Raw genomic sequence first — 19,273 nt, forward strand, 5'->3', positions numbered from 1 at the left:
AATCCCAGGCAGAAGGCCATTCATAGTAGAGGTCTGGCCAATCTATATGGTTTGCCGGCCAATGTTAATATCCAATTCAAAATTGGACCTACGAACGGAACCCGACATGGCGGTGACTGCAACGCTGGACAATCTTGGTTTCCAGCCCAATCCCGACGCTTCCGAGCCACACTACGTTCAATTGACTGTGGCCCTCGCTGACGCAATCCGTACCGGCCGCATCTGAGTGGGGGCGCAATTGCCATCAGACCGCTCTTACGCCGGGCAACTGGGCGTCAGCCGTACCACCGTCACTGCCGCCTATCAAGAGTTGAAGGCCTGGGACCTGGTACGGGGGTATGTGGGGCGAGGGGCAATCGTGGTCACCGACGACCCCGATCGAGCGTCCACTGACCGTTCTGCAACGACACAGAAACCCGGCTGCAGGCCATTCGGCGTTCGCCCCGGTGTAGTGCCTTGGCCGGACAACAACCGATTATCGACCTCGAGCGCTTTCCACCCTGGTCAGCGCGCGGCACCGTCATGGACCCTTCGATCTGCCCGCGCCGTCGAAAGAGTGATTCCGGGCGCATGCCTGTTTTGCATCAAGGCCAACCGCCACATCAGTGCGGCCGCGATCGATACAGCCACTGCAGTCCACAATGCAGCGCGCATGCCGGCCTCGAACGGATGAAGCGTCGCAATCAGTGTCCCGAAGATGGCAACGCCCAATGCAGCCCCGGTCTGCCGCGCTGAATTGAGGACGGCAGCAGCGACGCCTGCTCGATGTTTCTCCACGGTTCCCATGGCCGGAGCTGTGGCTGCCGGCGAGACGAAGCCGGAGGCCAGGCCGATCGCCAGCAGCGGAGCAACGGCAAGCCAATAAGGTGACGAATGGCTGGCTGAGAGCATGCCAAGAGCGCCCATGGCGTAGAAGCCGAACGCCGCACACATCGACCAACGTGCCCCACAGAGCCTCACGATGCGATTGGAGACCATGCTTCCCACCGCGACCATCGCCGTCATCGGCAGCAATGCGAGCCCGGCCCCCAAGGGGGCGTAGCCGCGAGCCTGCTGATAGTAGAGGCTGGTGACAAAAAGCAGGCCATAGAACACGAAAGCCGAGGCCATGGAAACACAGGTCGATCCGGTGAAAACACCACTTTTGAAAAACGAAAGCGGCAGCATCGGATGCGAGTTTCGCGCCTCGGCCGCAAGGAACGTCGCCCCGGCTAAAATCGTGACGACGATGCCCGCCATGATCAACGGTGAGTGCCACCCGAGCGTCTTGCCTTCGATAAGCACCCCGATGAGCGCGCCAAGCGCGACGATCGCAGTCACTTGTCCGAGAGGATCGAAACGGCCGACCTCGGCTGGCCTTTCGTCACTCGCAATGTGCCATGTCATCCATAAGCCGACTAATCCGATCGGTACATTCACGTAGAAGATGCTGCGCCAATCGAACAGATGGATCAGAACACCGCCGATCAGAGGGCCAGCCGCCATCGCAACCCCGCCGCAACCGACCCATATTCCGACTGCGCGTGCCCGCTGCTCCGGATCGGGACAGGCATGGTTGATGAGCTTCAGCGAGCACGGCACCAGCATGGCTGCGCCCACTCCCTGCAGGACACGGGCGGCAATGAGGCTCGGCAAACCCGGCGCTAACCCGCAGATCGACGAGGCGAGCGTAAACATCACCAGGCCGGCAAAGTAGACGTTTCGCGCCCCCCAGCGATCGCCTAACGTGCCACCCGTCAGCAGCATGCTGGCGAATGCCAACTTGCCAACGTATAGGCGGTCATTACCCATTGCAGACCCGCGATCTGGGTCGCCATCGACGCTGAAATGCGATCCAGGGCGACATTGACGATCGACGTGTCCAGAAGGACGACAACGTAGCTGACGCTGGTTGCCGCCAGAACCCAACGTTGGAGAGCGCCCTTACTCTCCGAATCCGGCGCGTTCACGTGGCGGGCTCGTCGAGGGCGGCAACGAGCGCCTTGAAACCGACCCAGCCCCAGTAGACCCGATGATGGGCGATCAGCCCGTGGGTGATGTCCATCACCTCGACAAGATCGACCTGATCGCCTTGGGGCGTATTGCGTGGATACTCCCAGGTGAGTTGCCGGCCATTGGAGAAGAACGTTCCCGTTCGATACCAGCGACCCAGATCGTTCTGCAATTTATTCAGGCCGGCCTCGAAAAATGCCCCGATCTCGGATTTTCCCTTCAGGATGCCCTGGGCTTTGTCTTTCAGGGTCGCCAGGATCAGAGGGGTTTCAAGGATCGCGTCTTCGGCATAGAGCGCCATCAGGCCGTCGAGATCGCGCCCGAGGATCGTTTCGTGCCAGCGTTCGTAGACGTGGAGGATTTCGGCATCGTAGCTTTCGGTCATTGTTGACTCCCATCGTGAGCATGATCGAAAGTCTACGGTGGGTTCGATGCAAGATGTTTCGACACGTATCGAAACATGCGAGCAGCGTCGGTGCTATCTTGACCGGACATCCATGGAGTTCGCCGATGAACCCGCAACCGAATATCGCTTCCGCCGCCTTCTTGATCGCCGATCCGGCCCGTGCTGCCATGCTCATGAGCCTGCTCGACGGACGTGCCCGGCCTGCCGGCGAGCTGGCCTTTGCCGCCGGCGTAACACCACAGACCGCCAGTTCGCATTTGGGAAAGCTTCTTGCGGGCGGCCTGCTGGTAGTCGAAACGGAGGGCCGGCACCGCTATTACCGGTTGGGCGGCTCTCACGTCGCCTCAGTGCTGGAAAACCTCGCCTCGATCGGCGTGACAGAAGTCATGCGACGCAAGCCCCCAAGTAAGGAAGCGCAAAGGCTTCAGTTCGCGCGCTGCTGCTACGATCACTTGGCGGGGCGCATTGGTGTCGCTATCACTCACGGCCTGCTAGCACGCGGCTTCCTGATTGCTTCGGCAGACAAGCGATACGACATGACGCCAGATGGCATCGAATGGTTTTTCCGCATGGGTCTGGATGTGACGAAACTCAAGCCGAACCGCCGCGGCCTTGCGCGCCAGTGCCTCGACTGGACCGAGCGGGAGCATCACCTCGCCGGCCCGCTGGGTGCGCAATTCATGAGCTTGCTATGTTCCAGTGGCTGGCTGCGGCGCTCTGAATCATCGCGTGCCGTTCAAGTTACGTCGAAAGGATCGAGCGGCCTTAGAGAACAGCTCGGCGTTGATACGGGCTCGCTTGCAATTGCTGCCTGACGTCTGGAAGCACAACCAAGCGAACGGCTGTAACTACCTCACACCGGTCCTGCAATACCCCGAGGCTTAGATGCAGTCCCGGTTCTCATTCCGGCGCATTTTTTCCGCCAGAAACAACCGCATATCGATCAAGTCGAAACGCAATAGTCTGCCTTCGGCTTTGTCTAAGTCTGCCATCGGAAATGCCCGATTGTGAAGAGCATGAATGGCACTTAGGATACTTCACGCAAGACCACTCTTTAGTTAGGTAATCGCGCAAGAAAGACGGACACAGGCCGACGCTTTGGTCAAAGCCGCTTCTTGCGTATCTGATCGCGCCCGTAACCTTGGCAGTGTCATCGGACCAACCAAACTCTGTTCACGCGAAATATTCCAAGCCAAGGAATCAAATGAATGATTACTTTTCGCCGACCGTCCTGATCATCGCATTGACCTTTTTTATCGCCGGCGGCGTCAAGGGGGTGACAGGAATGGGATTGCCTACCGTTGCCATGGGTATCCTCGGCGTGGTCATGTCGCCCGTCAGCGCCGCGTCGCTTTTGATCATCCCGTCTTTCGTTACCAATTTCTGGCAGCTCTTCACAGGGCCGGACTTCGTTTCGCTAATCAAAAGGTTGTGGCTCATGATGCTTGGCATAGTGGTCGGCACCATCGCCGGCTCATCGCTTCTGACGAGCGCCAGCACTAGATGGACAGGCGTTGGACTGGGCGCCGCCCTGGTGTTCTACGCCGTACACAGTCTCTTGGCAAAACCATTGTCGGTGCCGGCGCGTACGGAGCGCTGGTTATCGCCAGTCATTGGGCTGATGACAGGCGTGATCACCGGAGGAACGGGAGTATTTGTCATTCCCGCTGTCCCTTATCTCCAGGCACTCGGCTTCAGTAAGGACGACCTGATTCAGGCACTGGGACTATCTTTCACGATCTCGACCATAGCGCTTACCGCGGGACTGGCCCGCGGCGGAGCATTCCATCCTGGAAATATTGCGCTGTCCACAGTTGCTGTCGTCCCGGCGCTGCTAGGCATGTGGGGCGGGACCGCAATTCGCAAGCATATAAGTATCACCACCTTCCGCCGCTGGTTCCTGATCCTCCTCGTCGTCCTCGGCCTTGAACTCGTTGTTCGGCCCTTTTTCTGATGTCGACGATGCTGCACGGCCAGGTAGACAGCTGACGCAGACCAAGCCCCCGTCCCATCGGCGGAGTCCGCACCTTTATGCAGCGATATGACGGGCTTGCCGCGAGGGGAACGATCGAGCGTGATTCCGCGCAAGCCCGGATTGTGGCCGCGCTCGATGCGCTTGCTGGTCAGCTAGGCGGGCACCAAATGAAGCATTCGCGCTTTGGTCGGTTTCGTGCTGTCACCGTGTAGCAGCCACTGAAACTCCCGTCAGCGCACGGTCGCCACGGTATGAAATGCCTGCAGGTCCGCCACCTTCCGGTCCGGGCGAATCCAGAGTGTCATGATCGCGCCCACCAGAAGAAAACCAATCGCGCCGGCAAAGGGCAAGGTCCAGCTTCCGGTGCTGTCGATGATCGCCCCGAACACGATCGGCGAAATGATGGTCGCAATCGCCGCGCCAAAATTAAGCATGCCGCTCGCAGTGCCCGCTTCTCGCGGTGCAACGTCCATTGGAACAGCCCAGATCGGACCGATCGTCAATTCGAGGAAAAAGAATGCTGCGCTCAGGCACAGCGTGATCGTCATGACATTGTGGCTGATGAGGACCGGCACGAAGAACGCAAGGCCGCCAAGCAGGCTGACCGCAATCACGCCCTGCCGAGCCAACGTGATGCGGCCAGTGCGCTTGAGAATGAAGTCGCTGATTAGTCCGCCCGATACATCGCCCAGCACGCCGGCCAGAAACACGCCCGATGAATAGATAGCCGAGCTCTTGATGTCGAGGTGCTGCGACTGCATGAAGAAAATCGGCATCCAGCTGAAAAACAGCGTGTTCGACCAGACCATGCAGAAGTAGACGGCAATGGTCGGCCGCATGCGCTTGAGGATCGCCCACCAGGAAGCCCGTGCGTTGCCCTCGTGACGATCGGGAACATCGAGGAGCGGCAGGTCCGCGAGTTCATCGGCGGAAACGCCTTTGTGGCGCGCCGGATCGTCACGATAATAAAAGATCCAGACGAGAAGCCAGATCGCCGTGAGCACACCGACCACCACGAATGCCGCGCGCCACGAGTGCCAGGCAATCAGCGCGACCACGACGGGTGGCGCGACGGCGTTTCCCAGACGCGAAAACGAGTGAGTCAAGCCCTGCGCCATTCCGCGCTTCGGACTCGGAATCCAGTTGGCGATGGCACGGGCCTGCGCAGGCAACGCAGCGCCCTCGCCCACGCCCAGCAGTAGCCGTACCGCGCACAGAGAAGCCAGGCCGCCGACAAACCCCGTCAGCATGGTTGCCACGACCCAGATGCTGGCGCACGCAATCAACGTGCGCCGCGCGCCGAACCGGTCAGCCATCCAGCCCCCGACGAGCTGGAAAATCGCGTAGGTGTAGCCGAATGCGGAAAACGCCACGCCGAGTGTCGTGTTGCTCAGGCCGAGTTCGGCCTTGATCGGACCGGCAGCGGCCGCGAGATTGACACGGTCGAGATAAATGATGAATGACATCGCGCAGAACATGATGAGCATGTTCCGGCTGACGTGTGAACGCGTCCTCAAAGCTGTCTCCTGATTTTTATAGCGGACGTCTGTCCGATTAACTCAACTCAGTTTCGACTATGCTTCCAACGCGCGTCAGGACGCTATCAACCTTTCGACGCATCAGCTTTCACGAATTGTCAACGCGGCGGCAGCGGCATGCCGGTAAGCGATGAAATGACGCTATCGGCCGCGAGCGCCAGCGATTGTCTCGGCTGATGGCACAGGACGAAGCGGCGCGCGGCCCAGTCATCGGCTATCGGCAGGTGGTGAAAGTGCGGTGCGTTGGCTATCACTTTCGCCACGGCCTCGGGCATCAATCCAACCCCGATGCCGGCCGCGATCATCGCCGCCATGCTGTCGAAGCTGCCCACGCGAATGCGCATCTTGAGCGGCTTCTCCGCGCGAGCGGCCAGGCGTCCCAGCGTGATCGTGACCGACGCCCCTTCCGTCAGGCCGATCAGTTCGTGCGCGAGCAGGCTGTCTATCGTGACAGCTTGGCCGTTTGCGGCATCGCGGGCGAGCGGGTGGTCTCCGAGCGTCACCACGCACAGGCGGTCATCGCGGTAATGGAGCGTTGGCATCGCCACCGATCCCACCGAGCTTTCGTACACGCCCAGATCCGCAACGCCGCGCTGCACGGCACGCACCACGCCTTCGCTGTTCATCTCCTGCAGGTCGATATGGATATTCGCGTTGGCCGCATTGCATGCACGGATGTCATCGGGGAGAAATTGCAGTACAGCCGACGTGCACGCTGCAATCCGCACGATACCGCGGCCGCCGTGCAGGAATGCGGCGGCATCGTCCTGCATTCGTTCGACCGCGTGAAGCATGCTGCGCGCATGCGCGAGCATGGTGCGGCCAGCGTCGCTCAAGGCCATCCCGTGCGGAAGCCGGACAAAAAGTGCGAGGCCAAGCTGTTCCTCCAGGTCGCGAATTCTCCGCGATGCCGCCGCCGGCACGAGATGCAAGGACGCCGCAGCGCGCGTCACACCGCCAAGCTCGGCCGTGGAGACGAAGAGCCGCAGCGTGACGAGATCGAAACGCATTGCGCTCGTCGGTTGATGGAGCGCCGGGGATGCGGACCTGGATAATGAGGCGTGGGACCGGTCTTTGTTTGTTTGCGTAGGCATATGCACTGTAAGCCGTGTAAGGAACCGCCCGGCTCAAGTCGGACGGCCTGCACGGATAGTACGATGCCTTCACGCAAATCAGGCTGCGAACCGGCGTGCCGGCCGCGGCGGTTGACGGCGCTTGAGGCTCAGCGTCCGCGCGACTTGCGGCTGCCGAGTCCCATCCGGCATGCAAGGTTGAACGCGTTGCGCATGGCGGTTGTTTGCGCAATGCCCTTCCCCACAATGTCATAGGCCGTGCCATGCGCCGGCGTCGTCACCGGGATAGGCAACCCGCCCTGGACCGTCACGCCGATGTCGAAACCCAGCAGCTTGGTCGCAATCTGGCCCTGGTCGTGGTACATGGTCACGATTCCGTCCAGTTGGCCGGCACGTGCGCGCAGGAAAATGGTATCGGCTGGAAACGGGCCTTCGGAGGCGAAGCCGTCCGCAAGCGCCAGCTTCATGCCCGGCTCGATGATCCTGCCCTCTTCGTCCCCGTAATTACCGTTGTCGCCATTGTGCGGGTTCAAGCCACATACGCCGATGCGCGGCGACTCGAAGCCGGCATCCTGCAACGCCCGTGTCAGCATAGCAATCGCGCCCGCGACCTTTTGCGGGGTCAAAAGTCCCGATACCGCCGACAACGGCACGTGCGACGTCACGCGAGCGGTCCACAGCCGGTCGAGCACGTTGAATTCGCCGCATGTGCCTGTGTAATCGAGCTCCCTGGCAAACCAGCGCATCTCGTCTTCTTCCTGCATGCCGCCGCGCCGCATTGCGCCCTTGTTGAGCGGGCCGAAGCACAGCGCGTCAGCGTCGCCGTGCGTGACCAGGCGTGTGCCGACCCGCAGCGCCTCCAGAATGAAGGCCCCATTTTCCGCACCCGCGACGCCAGGTGCGAATGCCCCGCCCGCGCCCGGCCAGTCGACTATATCGAGCCAGTCGGACGCTTCCGGCACCGCCAGGCCCTTCGCCGACGCCGCAGCCTTGAGCGCGGCATCGTTGCCAATTAGCGTCACACGGGCGGTCTCGCGAATCGATGGGTCGGCGAGCATGCTTACGATGATCTCGGGGCCAATGCCCGCCGGGTCGCCGATTGCAAGCGCAATGTGGGGAAGGCGCTGCGCGCCTGACGCTGCCCGGTGAACGTTGCCGGGGGTACTGGTTGTGCTGGTGGTTGACATGCGCTTCGGTCCTGTTTGGAATCCGGAGTCGCAAGAGCACTCCGGCAGACGTTCACTATGCCGCGAGTATGCCGGGGCGACCAGCATCGAATCGCAGCAACAGGATTCGCGGATCGTGAACGCCCACTCGGCCGGCGTTCTTCATTTCTCAGGTCACCGCGTTGACCCGACGCCCACGTCCGCGCAGCACCACTGCAACCAGCAAGGCCCCGAGCACGAGGCCGCTTGCCACCACGAGCAGCGCAATATCGGTGCGTCCCGTCAGGTCCTTCAGATAGCCGATCATGTACGGCGATGCAAAACCGGCCAGATTCCCGATTGCGTTGATCATCGCGATGCCTGCCGCCGCCGTGACACCGGCAAGGAACGCGGTCGGTACGCTCCAGAACAGCGCGGGAATCGACAACACGCCCATGTTTGCCAGACACAACGCGATCACGCCAAGTACCGGATCGTTCTGCCACGCCACGCAAAGCGCGAAGCCCGTCGCCGCCATGATGAAAGCCGCGATCAGATGCCATTTGCGTTCATTGTGGCGATCCGCGCTGTAGCCGAACGCCAGCATGCACACGATGGCGCAAACGCCGGGAATCGCGGTGAGGATACCGATGGTCAGCGCGTCGGTCGTCCCCATTTTCTGTATCAGCGTGGGCATCCAGAAACTGATTGCATAGAGTCCCATGTTGTAGACGAAGTAAATGACAACGAGCGCCCATACCCGCGAATTCGTAAGCAGCGCGGAGAATCCATGGGCGAGCTTGTTGCTGTCCTCTTTCGCCATCATGGCGCTCAGATAATTCTTCTCGTCACCGCGCAGCCAACTGACCCGGCGAATGTCCTCGCTCATGCGAAAGTAGATATAGATGCCAAGCAGGATGGTCGGAACGCCTTCGCAAAGGATCAGCCATTGCCAGCCGCGCATGCCACCGACCCCTGTCATAAACTTCAGGATGGACCCTGACAGCAGGCCGCCGATCACCCCGGACGAAGCAAGCGCGATGTAGAACGTGCCCCACGCGCGCCCCCGGCGTGCGGACGGATACCATTGCGCCATGGTGTAGATCGCGCCGGGAATAAAACCCGCTTCGGCCAGTCCCAGAAGAAAACGCATGATATAGAACTGCATCGGTGTACGAATGAAAATCGTGGCGCACGAAAGCAGGCCCCATGAAATCATGATGCGCGAGATCCATCGGCGGGCGCCTACCTTGTGCAGGATCACATTGCTCGGCACTTCGAGCAGGAAGTAGCCAAGAAAGAAAATGCCGGCGCCGAAACCGTAGACGGCATCGCTGAACTGCAAATCGCTCGCCATCTGCAGCTTCGCGAAACCCACGTTGACGCGGTTCAGATAGGAAAAGAAAAACCCGAGCATCAGCACTGGCAAGACGTGCAGCGAAACTTTCTTGAACAGATGGTTTTCGTCGACTGTGGTCACGGCGGTCTCCTGAATACGTTTGTCTATTTGAATTTGTGCGCAGCGTCAGGTCACACGATAAAACTGCTGCGCCGTGCCCGCGAACAATCGCCGCAAGTCGGTTTCGGTGGCGTGTGGCAGCGCGCCGATGACATCGGCCACGATCTGCGTGAAGGTAGCGGACAGGTTGCCGACAGGCAGGTTGCTGGCAAACATGCATCGCTCGTAACCGAACAGGTCCACGGCTTCGCCGATCACACGGCGGTTGCTCGCGCTGTCCCATGTGCCATTGGGCAGGCCGAGTTCCGATACTTTCAGGAAGACGTTTGGACAGGAAGCCAGCGCCTGCACGCCACGCCGCCAGATCGCAAGCCCTGCATCCGAGCGGTCCAGCGGTAAGCCGAGATGATTGGTCACGATGGGCGTATTCGGGAACGCACGCGCGACCTCGGCGGCTTCTTCCAGGTGCCAGTACGGGACCCGCAAGTCCCACGAAAAACCGAATTTTTCGAGCAATGCCAGGCCGCGTAGCCACGCGTCGTCCTGCATGGTGCCCGGCTGGCCGCGCACCGATTCCCCCGGTCCCGACGAGATCTCCGGCTTCGAGCGAACGCCCCTGGCGAGCGGGCTTTTTGCATGTCCTTCGAGCACGGCCTCGCAGTCCGGCTGCACGAAAAATACATGGCCCACGATCGCGCTCGGCAAACCGGTTGCCGCATTGAGCCTGGTGAGGAATTCAGTCTCGATCACCTGTTCGCGGCGCGAGCGTTCCGCTTCCACATGAACGGTGCCGATGACATCGAAACCGGCCGTCGCCGCAAGGTATTCGGGCGGCAGGAAGTTCTTGCACATCCGCCGGTAATCGCCGAGGAAAAAGGACGTGTCGTATTCGTCGGTAAGCCACGGGAACGTGCCGTCGGAGAGGTCCCAGAAATGATGATGGGCATCGAAGATGGGAAGGTCGAAGCCCAGTTCGTTGTGCGGCTGCGAGGTCATGAGGCGTTCCTTGTTTTCGGTTCCGTCAGACCGCTCGGGCGATACACCCGCGCGGCGGTACCGTGGAAAAATGCACGTTGCTCCGACGGCGGCCAGCCACGTACGAGCTGTTTGAAGCCGCCGATAAGCATGTCGAGCGAACCAAAGAGTTCATCGACGGGAAAGTTACTGCCGAACATCAGGCGATCGGCACCGAAGGTCCGGTTGAGCGTGTGCAGCACCGGCTCGTTCGCTTCAACACTCCACGGCTTGCCCGCCTGGCCAAGCCCGGACACCTTCACCACGACGTTGGGACAGTTCGCGAGTGCTTCGAGTGCGCTGCTCCAGCCCGCGAGCGTGGCGCTCGATCGGTCGCCCGGCACGCCGGCGTGATTCACGATCAGCAGCGTATCCGGGAAATCCCCGGCAAGCCTTGCAGCTTCGGCGAGTTGACGCCACGGCGCCTGCAGATCGAAATGCAGGCCGTGCCGCGCGAGCTGACTGTAACCGTCGCGCCATCTGGTATTGGACATCAGCGTGCGGCCCGATGCATCGGGGTCACCCGGCTTGTGGCGCACGCTGCGCACGAGCGCGAAGCGCGCCTGTCCGGCGAGCAGCGATTGAATGTTGTCGTGGTCGAGCCACGCCTGGGCGACCATCGCGTTCGGGCGGCCGGTTGTCGCAGCAAGCTGCGAGACATAGGCCGTCTCGCCGAGCGGATCGTCGGGCGTCCACTCAGCTTCGACATAGACGCTGCCGATGACATCGTGACCGGCGGCATCGCGCAGATAATCGGCCGGCAGATAGTCATGCTTGATCCGCGAATAATCGCCGTAGCGATGCGGCACGAGCGTGTCGGGCGCAAGCCACGGGTAATGATTTGCGCCGAGGTCCCAAAAGTGCTGGTGCGCATCGATTATCGGACCGTCGTAAAGCGTATGCAGATGCGTGCTCATGCCTGCCCTCCCGGCGCTTTCTGACCGAAGTCGATCAGCAGCGACCCGATCAGATAGGTAAGCGCGGCCGCAGCAAAGAACAGGATGACCGCGTTGTAGCCGCCGGTCATGTCGACCAGCATGCCGACTGCAATCGGTACGATGATCGCACCGCCCGTTCCGGCGAAGTTCATCACGCCGCCGACCAGTCCGACCTGTTCCTGAGGCGCGAGCATGGCGGGAATCAGCCAGTACAGCCCGCCCCAGAGATGGAAAAATACGCCTAACGCCAGGACGGCAACGGCGAGGCGGATATCATCGACGAACGGCAGCGCGAGCAGGCACACGAGCGACATGCCGCCGGACATTCCGAACAGGATCTTGAACGCGGTGCCGCGCGCAAAACGCTTTTGCAGCCAGTCGGCCGTCATGCCCGACAACACCTCTCCAATCGCGCCCGCGAGGAAGATCAGGAAAGTTGCAAAACCCATGCTGCGGATATCGAGCCCGCGTCCCACGGACAGATAGTTCGGCCCCCACGTGACGAGACCGAAAAATACCATCGCCCAGCCGATGCGCCCGACGACCATCGCGGCTATCGTGCCGCGCGAAAGCGGCGCTTTTTTCGCACGTGGCGTTTCCCCGGCGGCGACTTTCTGGGCGCGGATGTGCTCTTTTTCGACGGCGTCGATATGCGGATGTTGCTCGGGTGTATCGCGCAGCAACCGGTACACGATCAGTCCCAGCCCCACCGTCACCACCCCGACGATGATGAACGCCGAGCGCCACGATCCCGACAGCGAGATCAGCGCGCTAATTGCGAGACCGCCGATGGCGGAGCCAAGTGGCGCGCCGCTGTCGATCAGCGTGACGCCGCGCGCGCGTTCGGCCGGCGGCAGCCACGACGCCGTGAGCTTGGTAGCAGCCGGCATGTAGGGCGCTTCGAACACGCCGAGCCCGATACGCGTCAACAGCAAGGTCACGCCGTTGACGGCGAAGCCGGCAAGACACTGAAAGCCGCCCCAAAGTGCGGCTGAGATGCCGATCATGCGGCGCGCGCCGTACCGGTCGGCGGCCCATCCGGCTGGAATCTGGAAGGTGCTGTAGGTCCAGAAGAACGCGGAGAGAATCAGGCCCTGCATGGTCGCGCTGAGATGGAACTCATGCACGATGGAAGGCATGCCCACCGACAACGACATCCGGTCGATGCAGTTCACCGTGTACAGCACGAACAGCAGCAGGACCATGCGCCAGCGCGTGGTAGCGAGGAGCGTCCGGATCGAGTGCCGGGCGCCGGTTACGTGTATGTCGGTCTGCATGTCTCTTCCTTGTTGATATAAGAACCGCTTTATTTGCTACCGGTTCGCGCTGAAGGCCGTTCGCAATGCGGCGAGCGATTCGATGACCGTCCTTACAGCGACGGATTGCGCTGCCACGCGTCGTACAGCGCCGAGCCCTGCAGATCGAGCGCATCGAGCGGCACGAGGGTGCCCTTCGCAATATCCGCCATCAGGCGCTTGTTCGCCGCGAGATAGAACGGTGCGGCGTTGCCGGCCTTCGCCTGGTCGATCAGAAGCGCGTCGGCGCCATCGATCGTATGGTGATGGCCCCCCATGCTGAGCGTCTCTCCTGCCTTGAAATCGCGGCTCGTGCGCGCAACCATGCGGGCATGCGGCAACTGCTTGCTGCTGCCGGTCGGCCGGCCGGTCAGCACCGCGGAAAAGAGGCTTGCCGGCGTTTCGAGACCCATCAGGTGATACGGCAAGTAGATGCACGCATACCCGCCGTTCTTGTTGACCAGATGTCCTTTCTGGCGCAGCAGCTCCCAGGTTTCGTCGTCCTTGCACCGGACGACGACGAACACGCCGCCGCCGAAGCTGACGTCGTCGGGCCGGCGCAGACAGTTGAAGACATCGACCACGCCCGTGCGCTCCAGAATGCCGCCGTCTTCCTTCGGCACGAAGATGTCCGCAAGTTCGGTCAGGCGTGCGAGCGGATAGTTGAGCGCATCGGCGGCGGGAAGAAGGCCCGTGGAATTGGCGACCACGTTGAGCTCGCAGTAATCCGGCGTCGCGCTCTGGGGCAACATGGCGAGCGCCTTGCTGCGCGCCGCGAGCGTGGCGGGAATGTCGTCGCCCAGTGTCCAGCATGAAGCGAGCGACGCCGCGTGACGCTGATCCAGATACCCGATGCTCTTTTCATCGGGATCGTAGATGAAGTCGTATTCGCTTGATTTTCCCGCTGCAACGACCTCGAAACCAAGCACGCGCGCCCAGGTGACGAGGCCAATCAGGTTGCTCGGCTGGTCGCCGTCAGGCGTCGTGTAGACCACATTGTTGTCGAGCGCCAGCTGGTTCAGATACGGTCCTGCGACCGAATCGGTTTCCTTGGTCGCCATCGCGACATGCACGCCCCGTCTGAGCGCCGCCTGCGCAATCTTGATGCTGACTTCCGGCTGGCCGGTTGCTTCAACGACGATATCGAGCGCTATGTCATCGAGCAACGCATGGTCGCCCACCAGCGCAATGCGGCCGGCTTCGCGAGCAGCGCGGACATCGGCTGCGTTGTTGCAGACCTTCGCGGCGTCGGCAGCAAAGCCAAGCGATGCCAGCGTGGCGAGCGTGCCGTCCAGGTCGAGGTCGCAGAGCGCCGCGATTTCGAGTGCAGGCAACGCACGGCATTGCACCAGCAGCGAACGGCCGAAACCGCCTTTCGGGCCGACCAGCGCCATGCGGATGGTCTTCGTGGCGAGATCGGCAAAGAGGTGTTCGTAGTTCATCGTGGGGCCTTGTGAGGTGTTGAAGGTAGTGGAATTAAAGTACTGCGCTGTCAGCCGACCACGGCGTTGAGCAGCATGATCATGGCGAGGGCAAGCAGTGACTGAAACGAGACCAGCAGCGTCCAGGTCTTGAGCGTGTCGCCAACACTCAGCCGGAAATACTCTTTGAACAGCCAGAAACCCGAGTCGTTGAGGTGCGACAACATCAGGCCGCCCGAGCTGACTGCAAGCACCAGCAGTTCGAGATTGACGCCGGGTGTCGCGGCCGCGATCGGCGCGACATTCCCGGCCGCTGTCGCGGTCGCGACCGTCGCGGAACCGATCGCTATGCGGATCAGCGCGGCAACACCCCAGCCAAGCAGCAGCGGAGAGACGGACCACTGCGCCGCACCGTGCGCGATGGCATCGCCCACATGGGTTGCGAGCAGCATTTCCTTGAGGCCGCCGCCCGCACCGAGGATCAGGATCACAACGGCACCGGGCGCCACGCTCTCGCCGAGCAGCTTCTGGATCTGAGCCAGCGACAACCCGCTGCGCACACCTAGCGACCAGATGGCAAAAAGCACGGCAATCAGCAACGAGACGATGGGGTCGCCGACCGTTTCCAGCATTTCGCGTGCGAACGTGCCGGTGGGCGCGAAGCCTCGGCCGAAGGTCCGGATCATCATCAGCACGGGCGGCAGCAGGACGGTTGCCAGCACGAGGCCGAACGGAGGGACCGGACGCGCTTCCCTGCTGACGTCCGCAGCGGCGGCGCCGGGGTTGAACATGCCCTCTCCAGGCGTCACGGGCAGAAAGCGCATCGCAAACGCAGTGAAGACCGGCCCGGAGAGAATCGCCATCGGCACCGCGATCACCAGCCCGTAGAAAATCGTGCGGCCGGCGTCGGCATGAAGCGCCGCCAAAGCCAGCGTGGGCGACGGATGCGGTGGCAAGAGCCCGTGCGAGACATACAGGCCGGCGGCCATCGGAATGCCGATCGCGAGCAGCGGGCTCCTGGTGCGGTTGGCTATAGCGTAGACGAGCGGCACGAGCATCACGAAGCTGACATCGAAGAGATGAGGCAGACCGATCAGCAGCGACGCCGCGCAAATTGCCGCTGGAATCCAGCGTTTCGAGCCGAGGCCAATGAACGTATTTGCAATGCGGTCCGCGCCGCCCGACTCGAGCAACAGGCCACCGAGCATGGTGCCGAGCCCCACCACGAGACCGACCGAACTCAATATGGAGCCGAAGCCCTTCTCGAAGGTCCTGATTACAGCCGTCGGCGCCAGTCCCGCCGATACCCCCAGAAACGCCGATGCAAGAATCAGCGCCAGGAAGGGATGCAACTTGACGCGAGTGATGAGCAGGATCAGCAGGACGAGCGTGATGACGGGTGCGACCAGAGGGTGAAGCATCGACTGCATTGAGGGTCCCGAGTCAGGCAAATCGCCGGTTTTTGAGATGATGGGTAGAGAGTAACTAAATTTTGGTATACCAACTAGGATAGTATTTACCCTATCATCAGTGATTGCTGGAAGAGCGATTTGAACCGATTTAGGGACGTTGTAATAAATTATTACCTAATATATTCATTTATTTACGTGATTTTTCGAAACAATTTTCTCATGGATAAAATGGTGTCATGTCCACTTCTAGCTCGCGGATAGAAGACGACGTGAAACATCCTCATTCGTTTGGTATACCAATTACGTGGCACCAGACACGATGCGTTTTCGTCCACTCCGTGATTCCGGAAACGTCCCGCTGCTAAGATGACGGCTGGTTGCTCGCATGCTCGACGCTTTGCATTCAGGTACAACATGACGCTGGAACAGGAAGACGAAAACGACATCCCCGCGGGCATCGACCCGGTCGACGAACTGCTCTCCCAGCAGATCGCGCAGCGCCTGCGCACGTTGATTGCCACGGACGAACTCAAGCCGGGCGAGCGCCTGCGCGAGCGCACGCTCGCGGAACGGCTGCAGGTGTCGCGCACGCCGTTGCGGGAAGCATTGAAGGAACTGGCGGGAGATGGACTCGTAGTGGTGTTGCCCAAGCGCGGCGCCGTGGTGGCCGATCTTGGCGCGCAGCAGATCAGCGAGAAACTCGATGTGCTCGGCGTGATCGAGGCGTTCGGCGGCGAGCGGGCCTGCAGTCTCGCAACGGAAAACGAACTGGCGGAAATCCGCGCGTTGCACCATGAGATGCATGCGGCCTATGAGCGGCGCGACCGGTTAACCTACTTCAACCTGAATCAGGCGATACACAAGAGCATCATTGCTGCGGCGAAGAACGAGACGCTTCAGCAGATGCACGAGCGGCTGAACCGCCAGTTGTATCGATACCGGTTTCAGGGAAGCGTGACGTCCGAGACCTGGCATACCGCCATCGACGAGCACGAGGTCATCATCAAGCTGCTGTCCGCGCGACGCGGCAAAGAGCTGGGCGAGTTCCTGCAGCGCCACGTGCATAGCACCTGGGAACAGCTTGCGCCCGCGGAAAATGACGGAGCACCGGTCGCGGCGGGGAAGTTGTCGGTGGCTTGACTGGAAGTCGGGATGCCAATGGAACCGATTGCTCGCGGCTCGCCGAGTGACGCATCTTTCTATCTTCAAGCCGGCCGATACAACCGCTTGATGAATTGAATGCTTGTCATGCATTGGACATGCCCGATAAGGTTCGCCGCGCCAGCCTGCGCGCTTACGGTCATTCCTCAGGCGCCAGATGCGAGCGCAGCATGATCGCCAGCGGAAAGATCGCCAACGCGGTCAGAGCGGTGGCGAAAGTGGCGCCGTGTACGCCGATCCGGTCGCCAAGAAAACCATAGATGACCGGTGAGATCGCACCGGACGCTATCGTTCCCGTATAGAACAACGCGAAGGCGCGCTCAGTGCGCTCGGGAGCCGCCATTTCCGGAACTGTTCCATAAAGCACGGAAGACGTTCCGTTGAGCATCATGCCCAGGAACGGCAGCAGCACCATGGTGAGCGCCAGTGGCAAAAACATCACCGCGACGATGCAGGCTGCCGTGCCGCCCTCGGTGATCAGCACCGTACCTATCACCCCATGCGTGCGCCAAGCCAGCCGCAAGCGAACTTGCCGGCAGCACCACCTATGAAGACCAGTGCCAGCGCGGTCCCCACCATCGACGGTGAGACGCCTTTTGCCTTGAGCAAGAACGGCAAGAAAGTGAGCAGGCCCATGCGCACGGCCGTATCGAGCACGCCAATCGCGAGCAGCATCGGAAAGCCCGTTCCCGCATTGCTGCGCCCGTGGCCGGGTGCATCGGCGTCCACGGGCGCGGCGCGTGGTATCGACGGGAAAAACAGCGCGATGACTGCAGCAATCACACAGCCCAACGCGGAGACGATCCACAACGCATGACGCCACGGCATCATGGTCACGAGCAGCGAAATGGCAGCCGGCAGCGCCGATTTGCCGAGGTCTCCGGAGAAGTTGTAGATGCTCAGAGCGCCTCTGGCATTGCGACCGTAGGTACGCGAGACGGCGCCCGAGGCGATCGGATGCTGCGTGCTCGAGCCGCTGCCCGAAATCGCCAAGGCCACGCACAGGCCGAGCAGGCCGCCCGACATGCCGGCAACCGCATAGCCAAGCGCGGCCAACAACGTACCGAGAGCCAGCGTGGCCCGGCTGCCCAGCCACTGCGCCAGGCGTCCGGCCGGCAATTGGAGCGTGGCCATCGTGCCGGCATAGATACCGCGCAAAATCGCGAGGGCCGCAAAATCAAGACCAAAGTCCGTCTGCCAGACAGGGAGCAACGCGTAGATCATGTCGGTGTAGCCATCGTGCATGGCGTGAGCGACACATGACAGCCATAGCACGCGCGACTTTGACGGCGCGAGCGGCTGGCCGGCTGAATCAACTTGGTGTGCGGGCGACGGGGAAAAAACGGGCAAGCGCATAACAATCCTCTTGTTGCGAGGCGACCCGCCAAGGCGAGGTGCCGTGGCGCGTTCAGGCTCCATATGGCAATTTTATGTCCGGACAATCGCGCATTCAATTGAGCTAATATGGCGTCAACGGAGAGAAAAAGTCACGTCATGGCTAGAGACACAGACCCTGCGAAGGACCGGGACAAGCTGCCGCCGCTCAACGGGCTGCGCAACTTCGAAGCGGTAGCCCGGCACGGCAGCTTTGCCGGCGCCGCGACTGAATTGCACGTCACGCACTGGGCCGTCGGAAAGCAGATCAGGATGCTGGAAGACTGGTTCGGCTTGCCGCTGTTCGAGCGCCGTCCGCGCGGCGTGGTCCTTACTGACGAAGGCGCTGCGCTCCTGAACGATGTGACCAACGCGTTCGAGCGCCTGGGCAGCGCGGCGGCGCGCCTGCGCCACGACGAATTTACGCGCCGGGTGTCGGGCATCGTGCGTGTGAACGTGCTGGCGAGTTTCGCGCTGTGCTGGCTGCTGCCGCGCCTCGCAGACTTTCAGGCGCGTTTCCCGGACATCAAGGTGCGGGTGTCAACCACGTCGCGCAAGTTGCGCTATATCGGCGATGCCTTCGACATCGGGGTTCGCTCCGGACCCGAGCAAGGCGCCGGCGTCGTGTCGCGCACGCTGATGGCCGACTTGCGTCTGCCCGCCTGCAGCCCTGCACTGCTGCGCCAGCGTCCGATAAAAGCCGTGGCAGACCTGCGCCATCAAACCCTGCTGCATTCCGCCAGCACACGCACAGCATGGTCGCACTGGCTTCGGGAAGCCGGTGCGCCCGACCTGCGGGCCGCCGGTCATGCCGAGTTCGACCACGTGAACCTCCAGCTTGCCGCCGCCGTGGAGGGCCTGGGGGTAACGCTGGCGTCGCTGCCGCTGATAGGGCGTGACATTGCTTCAGGGCGCCTCGTGTGTCCGATTGCGGCGCCGACGTGGCGCGCCCCCGACTACACGCTGGTGGTCAATGCCGATCGCGTCGGCGATGACGCCGTCATGGCATTCGAGCAATGGATCACGCTGATGGCCAGCCGGGAGGCCGGACCGTTCGAGCCAGCTTAGGT

General features: G+C 61.6%; 16 protein-coding genes and 2 pseudogenes. 5 read left to right on the forward strand and 13 right to left on the reverse strand.

Features of this window, described 5'->3' with window-relative positions:
* Nucleotides 1–226 precede the first annotated feature (226 nt).
* Nucleotides 227–301 (forward strand): annotated as a pseudogene (locus AXG89_RS42900) (hypothetical protein); the annotation flags it as partial.
* 203 nt (nt 302–504) lie between these two features.
* On the opposite strand, the gene AXG89_RS40570 reads toward AXG89_RS42900, so the two are convergent.
* Genes AXG89_RS40570 through AXG89_RS40575 form a run of 3 tightly spaced genes read right to left on the reverse strand, consistent with a single transcriptional unit; the run spans nt 505 to nt 2,377 of the window.
* Nucleotides 505–1,746 carry an MFS transporter gene (locus tag AXG89_RS40570; protein ID WP_236873641.1) on the reverse strand — a complete coding sequence of 414 codons (1,242 nt, stop codon included), beginning with the start codon at nt 1,744–1,746 and terminating at the stop codon, nt 505–507.
* Nucleotides 1,737–1,949, reverse strand: a complete 213-nt coding sequence (locus tag AXG89_RS44020) for a hypothetical protein (RefSeq protein ID WP_236873642.1) — start codon at nt 1,947–1,949, stop codon at nt 1,737–1,739. The genes AXG89_RS40570 and AXG89_RS44020 overlap by 10 nt, the downstream gene beginning before the upstream one ends.
* Nucleotides 1,946–2,377: a nuclear transport factor 2 family protein gene (locus tag AXG89_RS40575; protein ID WP_062001769.1), complete on the reverse strand. Its 432-nt coding sequence runs from the start codon at nt 2,375–2,377 to the stop codon at nt 1,946–1,948. The genes AXG89_RS44020 and AXG89_RS40575 overlap by 4 nt, the downstream gene beginning before the upstream one ends.
* 125 nt (nt 2,378–2,502) lie before the next feature.
* Here AXG89_RS40575 and AXG89_RS40580 point away from each other — a divergent pair, with 125 nt between their 5' ends.
* Both AXG89_RS40580 and AXG89_RS40585 read left to right on the forward strand, forming a co-directional pair.
* Entirely contained in the window at nt 2,503–3,213 is a 711-nt protein-coding gene (locus AXG89_RS40580) for an ArsR/SmtB family transcription factor (RefSeq protein WP_075357681.1), read from the forward strand.
* 389 nt (nt 3,214–3,602) lie between these two features.
* Nucleotides 3,603–4,352, forward strand: a complete 750-nt coding sequence (locus AXG89_RS40585) for a sulfite exporter TauE/SafE family protein (RefSeq protein WP_075357506.1) — start codon at nt 3,603–3,605, stop codon at nt 4,350–4,352.
* 251 nt (nt 4,353–4,603) lie between these two features.
* On the opposite strand, the gene AXG89_RS40590 is transcribed toward AXG89_RS40585, so the two are convergent.
* From AXG89_RS40590 to AXG89_RS40630, 9 genes are all read right to left on the reverse strand, one after another.
* Nucleotides 4,604–5,890 (reverse strand): MFS transporter, encoded by a 1,287-nt coding sequence (locus tag AXG89_RS40590; RefSeq protein ID WP_305954586.1) that lies wholly within the window; start codon nt 5,888–5,890, stop codon nt 4,604–4,606.
* A 119-nt stretch (nt 5,891–6,009) separates the two neighbouring features.
* Nucleotides 6,010–6,921, reverse strand: coding sequence for a LysR family transcriptional regulator (locus AXG89_RS40595; protein WP_075357504.1), 912 nt, complete (start codon nt 6,919–6,921; stop codon nt 6,010–6,012).
* A 212-nt stretch (nt 6,922–7,133) separates the two neighbouring features.
* Nucleotides 7,134–8,171, reverse strand: coding sequence for a 4-hydroxythreonine-4-phosphate dehydrogenase PdxA (locus AXG89_RS40600; protein WP_083637581.1), 1,038 nt, complete (start codon nt 8,169–8,171; stop codon nt 7,134–7,136).
* A 148-nt stretch (nt 8,172–8,319) separates the two neighbouring features.
* A complete protein-coding gene (locus AXG89_RS40605; RefSeq protein WP_236873643.1) occupies nt 8,320–9,609 on the reverse strand; it encodes an MFS transporter in 1,290 nt (429 codons plus the stop codon).
* A gap of 45 nt (nt 9,610–9,654) precedes the next feature.
* On the reverse strand, nt 9,655–10,584 hold the full coding sequence (locus tag AXG89_RS40610) for an amidohydrolase family protein (protein WP_075357502.1): 930 nt from the start codon (nt 10,582–10,584) through the stop codon (nt 9,655–9,657).
* Nucleotides 10,581–11,519, reverse strand: coding sequence for an amidohydrolase family protein (locus tag AXG89_RS40615; RefSeq protein ID WP_075357501.1), 939 nt, complete (start codon nt 11,517–11,519; stop codon nt 10,581–10,583). Before AXG89_RS40615 ends, AXG89_RS40610 begins: the two co-directional genes overlap by 4 nt.
* The gene (locus AXG89_RS40620; RefSeq protein WP_075357500.1) at nt 11,516–12,817 is read right to left on the reverse strand and encodes an MFS transporter; all 1,302 of its coding nucleotides are present in this window, start codon (nt 12,815–12,817) and stop codon (nt 11,516–11,518) included. Before AXG89_RS40620 ends, AXG89_RS40615 begins: the two co-directional genes overlap by 4 nt.
* 92 nt (nt 12,818–12,909) lie before the next feature.
* Nucleotides 12,910–14,277, reverse strand: coding sequence for an NAD(P)H-dependent oxidoreductase (locus tag AXG89_RS40625; protein WP_075357499.1), 1,368 nt, complete (start codon nt 14,275–14,277; stop codon nt 12,910–12,912).
* Between the two features lie 50 nt (nt 14,278–14,327).
* Nucleotides 14,328–15,686: a GntT/GntP/DsdX family permease gene (locus tag AXG89_RS40630; protein WP_075357498.1), complete on the reverse strand. Its 1,359-nt coding sequence runs from the start codon at nt 15,684–15,686 to the stop codon at nt 14,328–14,330.
* 396 nt (nt 15,687–16,082) lie between these two features.
* Here AXG89_RS40630 and AXG89_RS40635 point away from each other — a divergent pair, with 396 nt between their 5' ends.
* A complete protein-coding gene (locus AXG89_RS40635; protein WP_083637578.1) occupies nt 16,083–16,808 on the forward strand; it encodes a GntR family transcriptional regulator in 726 nt (241 codons plus the stop codon).
* 160 nt (nt 16,809–16,968) lie between these two features.
* On the opposite strand, the pseudogene AXG89_RS40640 reads toward AXG89_RS40635, so the two are convergent.
* Nucleotides 16,969–18,185: pseudogene (locus AXG89_RS40640) on the reverse strand (MFS transporter).
* 138 nt (nt 18,186–18,323) lie between these two features.
* Between AXG89_RS40640 and AXG89_RS40645 the strand changes: the two are divergent.
* Nucleotides 18,324–19,271: a LysR substrate-binding domain-containing protein gene (locus tag AXG89_RS40645; RefSeq protein ID WP_075357678.1), complete on the forward strand. Its 948-nt coding sequence runs from the start codon at nt 18,324–18,326 to the stop codon at nt 19,269–19,271.
* The last annotated feature ends 2 nt before the right edge of the window (nt 19,272–19,273 follow it).

This window comes from Burkholderia sp. PAMC 26561, from assembly GCF_001557535.2.
GTDB lineage: Bacteria > Pseudomonadota > Gammaproteobacteria > Burkholderiales > Burkholderiaceae > Caballeronia.